Annotated in this window: 4 protein-coding genes; 3 read left to right on the forward strand and 1 reads right to left on the reverse strand. The window is 72.1% G+C overall.

Annotated elements, in window-relative coordinates; translation table 11 throughout:
* From FNQ90_RS10030 to FNQ90_RS10040, 3 genes are all read left to right on the forward strand, one after another.
* Positions 1–1,347 (forward strand): cytochrome P450 (locus FNQ90_RS10030; RefSeq protein WP_182606051.1); only part of this gene is annotated, 1,347 nt, incomplete at its 5' end.
* Complete coding sequence (locus FNQ90_RS10035) at positions 1,340–2,647, forward strand: cytochrome P450 family protein (protein WP_194432389.1); 1,308 nt, start codon at positions 1,340–1,342, stop codon at positions 2,645–2,647. The genes FNQ90_RS10030 and FNQ90_RS10035, both read left to right, overlap by 8 nt.
* Before the next feature lie 383 nt (positions 2,648–3,030).
* Complete coding sequence (locus tag FNQ90_RS10040) at positions 3,031–4,104, forward strand: sporulation protein (RefSeq protein ID WP_182606052.1); 1,074 nt, start codon at positions 3,031–3,033, stop codon at positions 4,102–4,104.
* A 180-nt stretch (positions 4,105–4,284) separates the two neighbouring features.
* Here the strand turns inward: FNQ90_RS10040 and FNQ90_RS28420 are convergent, their stop codons facing one another.
* A complete protein-coding gene (locus tag FNQ90_RS28420) occupies positions 4,285–5,886 on the reverse strand; it encodes an RICIN domain-containing protein (RefSeq protein WP_182606053.1) in 1,602 nt (533 codons plus the stop codon).
* Positions 5,887–5,957 lie beyond the last annotated feature (71 nt).

The following is a 5,957-nucleotide window of genomic DNA, read 5'->3' on the forward strand; positions in this document are numbered from 1 at the left end:
TCCAGGTCCAACGCCGTCCGCAGCTCCGTGCCGGGGTGCTCCGGGGCGGGGGAGGAGCACTGCCCGTACACGGGTGCCGCCGCGGCCCCGGCCCCCCCGGGCCGGCACGCCGCCCGGCGCCCGGCCGTGCCGGCGCTGTACGGTCCGCGCTTCCACGCCGACCCGCACGCGGTCTACCGCGACCTGCGCGCGATGGGGCCGATCGCCCCGGTGGAGCTCAGCCCCGGCCTGAACGCCATGATCACCACCACCTACGAGGCCGCGCTGCACCTGCTGCGCCACACCCCCGGCACCTTCCGGAAGGACCCCCAGTACTGGGCGGCCCTGCGGGAGGGGCGGGTACCCGAGGACAGCCCCGCGCTGCCGATGATCATGCCGCGGGACAACGCGCTGTGGAAGGACGGGCTGGAGCACACCCGGCTGCGCGGCGCGATCACCGCCAGCCTGGCCCGGGTGGACACCCACGGTCTGCCGGCGATGGTCGAGGCGATCGCGGACGCCCTGATCGACTCGTTCGCCGCCGACGGCACCGCCGATCTGGTGGCGCAGTACGCGGCCCCGCTGCCGATGCAGGTGCTGCTGCACATGTTCGGCTGTCCCGAGGACCTCGGCTTCACGATCGTGGATGCGATCGCCCGGTTGTTCGACACGGTCTCCGACGCGGCCCGGGCCAACGCCGAACTCGAGGCGGCCTGCCTGGAGTTGGCGCGTTTGAAGCGGGCCGAGCCCGGGGATGACGTGACCTCGTGGATGATCGCGCAGCCCCAACGGTTGACCGACGCCGAGATGATCCAGCAGATCCTGTTGGTGGTCGGCGCGGGCACCACCCCCTCCACCAACCTCATCGCCAACACCCTGCACCGCCTGATCACCGACGACGAGTACGCCGGTGACGCCTACACGGGTTCGCGGCCGATCACGGGCGTGGTGGAGCGGGTGCTGTGGGAGGACCCCCCGGTCGCGAACTACTGCCCGCTGTACGCGACCACGGCCATCCCCTACGGCGGGATCACCATTCCGCCGGGGGTGCCGGTGCTCGTCTCCTTCGCCATGGCCAACACCGACCCGGCCCTGGACGGGATGCGCCGCGAGGACAACCGCGGTCACCTCGCGTTCTCCGGCGGTATCCGGGCCTGCCCGGCCCAGGGGCTGGCCCGCCTGATCACCCAGACCGCCGTGACCCGGCTGCTGGACCGGCTGCCCGACGCGGAGCCCGTCGATCCCGACGCCCCCGCCTCGCGTCGTCCGCCCACCTTCCACTCCGGTCTCACCACCCTGCCGGTCGCGTTCACCCCTCCGCGCGCGACACCGTCCCCGTCCCACGACCCCGGGAGCACCCTTGAGTGACAGCGTGATATCCGGCTGCCCGCACACCTCCGCCACCGCCGCGACCGCGGCCGGCGCGCCGCTCGTCCTGGACGGCACCGCCCGCGACCTGCACGGCGAGGCCACGGCCCTGCGGGCTCTGGGTGCCGCCCCGGCCACCGTGCTGCCGGGCGGCATACCCGCCCGCACCATCACCGACCCCGGCCTCGCCCGCCGGCTGCTCTCCTCCTCCCGGGTCTCCAAGGACGCCCACCGGCACTGGCCGGAGTGGATCGAGGGCCGGGTTCCCGCCGACTGGGAACTGGTCACCTGGGTCGCCGTCCGCAACGCCCTGTCCGCCTACGGGGACGAGCACCGCCGGCTGCGCAAGGCCCTGGGCCCCGGCTTCACCCACCGTCGGGTGAAGGCCTTCGCCGAACCGATCACCGCCATCACCACCCAGCTGCTGGACGACCTCGCGGCCACGGCCCTCGCCGAGCCCGGCGGGGAGGTGGACCTGCGCGACCGCTTCGCCTGGATCCTCCCGCTCCAGGTCGCCAACCTGCTGCTCGGTGTGCCGGAACAGCTGCACGACGGCTTCCGCAAGCACATAGGCTCCCTCTTCGACACCAGCCTCACGCCGGAGGCGGCGGCCTCCGAGGCCGCCGCCGTCTACGGTCTGCTCAACGACCTCGTGACGCTCAAGAGCGCGACGCCCGGCGACGACGTCACCTCCGACCTCATCGCCTCCCACCGCACGGGGGACCTCACCGAGCAGGAACTGCTGGACAGCCTGCTGCTGCTGATCGGCGCCGGTCACGAGACCACCGTCAACCTCATCGGCAGCCTGGTGATCAACCTCCTGAACAACCCGGAGCAGTTGGCGGCGCTCACCTCGGGTTCGGCGGAGTGGACCGACGCGATCGAGGAGTCGTTGCGCCACCAGGCGCCGATCGCCACGATCATCCCGCGCTTCGCGGTGGAGGACTTCACCGACGAGGAGACCGACGAGAGCTTCCGCGCCGGCGAGATGATCGCCGTCAACTACGCGGCGATCAACCGGGACCCGGGAACCCACGGCGAGGACGCCCACGAGTTCGACATCACCCGGGAGACCCGGGGGGACCACATGGCCTTCGGCCACGGCGTCCACTACTGCCTGGGCGCGCCGCTGGCCCGCCTGGAGGTGTCGATCGCGCTGCCGGCGCTCTTCGCGCGCTTCCCGGAACTGGCGCCCGCCTACGGGCCGGAGGGCCCGGCGCCGCTGCCCTCGATCATCTCCAACGGACCGCTGACGCTGCCGGTGCGCCTCGGTCGTCCCGCGGAGGCCCCGGCCGACTGATCCGGGCCGAACCGGGCGACTGATCCGGGCCGAGCCGGGTCCCTCGAAGGGGAGTCGTTCGGCTCGCCCACCGGGCCGGTGTTCCGCCCCCGCGCCACGCGGGGGCGGAACACCGGCCCGGTGCCGTGTCGGCGGGGGCGCGGGCCCCGGCGTGCGGGACGGGAGCGGGCGCGCGGTCGGGTGAACCCCGGAACCCGGTTGCCCCCGGGCCGGGTTCGCGCCCACCGACGGCCGGTTCGTGACCGGATGTGTCCGGTTCGGCACTGGTGGTCGCGGTAGTCTCGGGGCACGCTCGGTGACGGAAGGGTGGGAACCCGTGACCTCTCCTTCCCGTTCAACAAGGACACATGCCTGCCACGAGGATGAGGGAGTGAACGCCTGACATGGTGTTCAAGCGGCTGCTGGGATCGATCGGCGTGGGTGCCCCCACGGTGGACACGGTGCTGGAGGGTGGTGCCGTCCGGCCGGGCGGACCTCTCCGGGGTCAGGTGCAACTCCAGGGTGGACAGGCCGATTTCACGATCCAGCACATCACGTTGGAGCTGGTCGTCCGGATCGGTGCCCCGGGCGCCCCGGGGGCGGGGGGCGACGGGAAGAACCTGACGGTCTTCGACCGGGGTGTCGTCGCGGAGAACTTCACCCTGCCGCAGGGCGCGCTCAACAGCGTGCCCTTCGAACTGACGCTGCCCTGGCAGACCCCGATCACCCAGCTGTACGGCCAGCCGCTGGGGGTGGAGCTGGGGGTGCGCACCGAGCTGGCCATCGCCGCCGCCCGTGACCAGGGGGACCTGGACATGTTCGCGGTCGAGCCGCTGCCGGCGCAGGAGGCCGTCCTGGAGGCGCTGGGCCAGGAGGGCTTCGGCTTCGCCGCCGCCGCGCTGGTTCCCGAGGCGCTGCCGGGCACCGGCCAGCAGATGCCCTTCTACCAGGAGTTCGACCTCGTGCCGCCGGAGCGCTTCGCCCACCGGGTGGCCGAGTTGGAGATGACCTTCCTGCCCAACCCGCAGGGGGTGGAGGTGGTGCTGGAGGCGGACAAGCGTGCCGGCACCCTGCCCCCGGGGCACCCGGCGGGGATGCTGCGGGAGGTGCTCGCGCACGACCCGGCGGGTCGGGACTGGAACGCCGAGGTCCTCGGTTGGGTCGAGCGGCTCCTGGAGGGGCGCGAGGCGGCCGTCGCGCAGTTCGCCGCCGGCATGCACCCGGGGATGCAGCCGGGCATGATGCCGGGGATGCAGCCCGGCATGCAGCCGGGAATGCACCCCGGCATGCAGCCCGGGATGGCGCAGCCGCAGCGACGCGGGCCCGGTGTCGGCACGGCGGTCGCGGCCGGCGCTGCGGGTCTGGCCGCCGGTGTGGTCGGCGGCATGATGGTCAACCAGATGATGGACGGCTTCTCCGGTGACGAGGAGGAGGCCGCCGACGAGGGCTTCGACGACGGCGGCGACGACGGCGAGTGACCGCTCACCGTGTCCCCGACGGGTCCGTCGGGGACACGGAACGGGGCCCGGCACCGCGAACGCGGTACCGGGCCCCGTCGGTTCGGGCCTCCCCGATCCCCTCGGCCCCTCGGCTTCGGAGCGGGGCGGAGCGGGGGCGGGTGCCGGTGCGCGCCCGGCACACCACCCCCGCCCCACCCGTCAGGAACAGGTGTTGCGAGGGCTGCTGTTGAAGGTGAGGTTGCGGTACGTGATGTTGGTGCCGCAGGGGTTCTCGGTCAGCGCGGAGTTGGTCAGCGTCAGGTTCTGCAGGACGATGTCCCGGTTGTTCGGGAACTCCGAGCGGGCCGCGAGGCGGATGTCACGGTCGCGGACCGTGCCCCCCTGCGCGGCGATGTCCACGTTGTAGCAGTTCTCGATCAGGATCGCGTTGTTGCCGGTCTGCGCGATGTCCACCCGGTCGATGGTCACGCCACCGCTCTCGGAGACGCAGAAGATCCCGCGACCTCCGCCGCGCGCGATGACCTCGCCGACCCGGATGTTGGTCGGGTAGGAGCTGCCGACCCGGCCGTTGCGGTTGGCCATCCGGAAGGCGGCGTAGCCGGTTCCGGTGCCCGCGCCCTGAGCGTCCACCCGCTGCACGGTGGCGTTGATGGTGTCGTTGAGCAGCAGGCCGGAGTAACCGGTGTTGCGGGCGGTGACGGTGCCGATGGTCAGGCCGTCCACGCCGTAGGTCTCCACACCGTGGTTGTTGGTGCCGGAGACGTACACGTTGTCGATCCGCACGTTGGTGGTGCGCACGGCGCGGTTGGAGTGGTTGTCGATCCGCACGCCGAGGCCGTTGTTCAACCGCAGGTCGATCCGACCGAGGTGCAGGTTGGTGACGTTCCGCGCGAAGATCCCGAAGTACGGGCCGCCGGTGACGGTCAGGTGCGGCACGGCGACGTCCCGGACGTTCCGGGCCCGGACCACCGCGTGGTCGCCGCCGGGGCTCCCGGTGACGTTGATGGTGCCGCACACCTCGACGGAGGTGTAACTGGGCAGGTCCAGGGACTGGTTGGCCGGCATGGAGCCGGAGCCGCGCACGACCACCCGCTGCATCGAGGTCCGGTTGGACGGCAGGCTGTTCACCGCCGCGCGCATGGCGGCGAGCATGTCGGTGCCGGAGTAGCCGGGCGCCGTCCAGGTGCTGCCGCTCTGCCGGGCCTCGGCCTGGTAGGTACCGGTGCCGCAGGCGGCCGACGGGTTGTCGCCGCCGGAACCGCTCACCGGGACGAACCGGAACTGTTGGTTGTGGTTGCTGTTCTCGGTGTACTGCGAGATCCGGGCGCCGTCGGCCGTCGAACGCTCCCAGACGTCAAGGGCCTTGCCGCTGAAACGGTTGATCAGCTTGTGGTGGCCGCCGCCGGCGTCGACGAATCGGAACTGCTGGTTGGTGTTGCCCAGGTCGGTCCACTGGGCGATGGTGGCGCCGTCGGAGGCGTTCCAGTCGTGGACCTCCAGGACCTTGTTCGAGTGCCGGGCCTGGATGCGGAACCAGCCGCCGCCGGCGTCGATGAACCGGAACTGCTGGTTGGTCGCGTCGGTGCGGGACCACTGGATGAGACGGGCGCCGTCCTGCTGGGAACGGGCGTCCACATCCAGGACCTTGCCGGAGTGGCGTGCCTCGATGACGTACCAGGCGCCGCTCTGTACGGGTTGGGCCCGACTGGTGGTGGCGTTCATCAGGCCGATGACCAGCGCGGCCACGGTCGCCAGGGCGACCGTGGCCCAGCCGCGTCGTCCAAGCATCGCATGGGACATGTGGGGGGTTCCTTTCCGGGAGTGTCCGAGTGGGGGTGAGCGACCGGCGTTGTGAGGTGTGGGGGTGTGGG

The sequence above is a fragment of the Streptomyces alkaliphilus genome (assembly GCF_014141535.1).
Lineage (GTDB): Bacteria > Actinomycetota > Actinomycetes > Streptomycetales > Streptomycetaceae > Streptomyces > Streptomyces alkaliphilus.

Bases quoted from the DNA above. Each gene is read 5' to 3' on its own strand.
- FNQ90_RS10040 (WP_182606052.1), top strand. From the start codon at position 3,031: ATGGTGTTCAAGCGGCTGCTGGGATCGATCGGCGTGGGTGCCCCCACG.
- FNQ90_RS28420 (WP_182606053.1), bottom strand. From the start codon at position 5,886: ATGTCCCATGCGATGCTTGGACGACGCGGCTGGGCCACGGTCGCCCTG.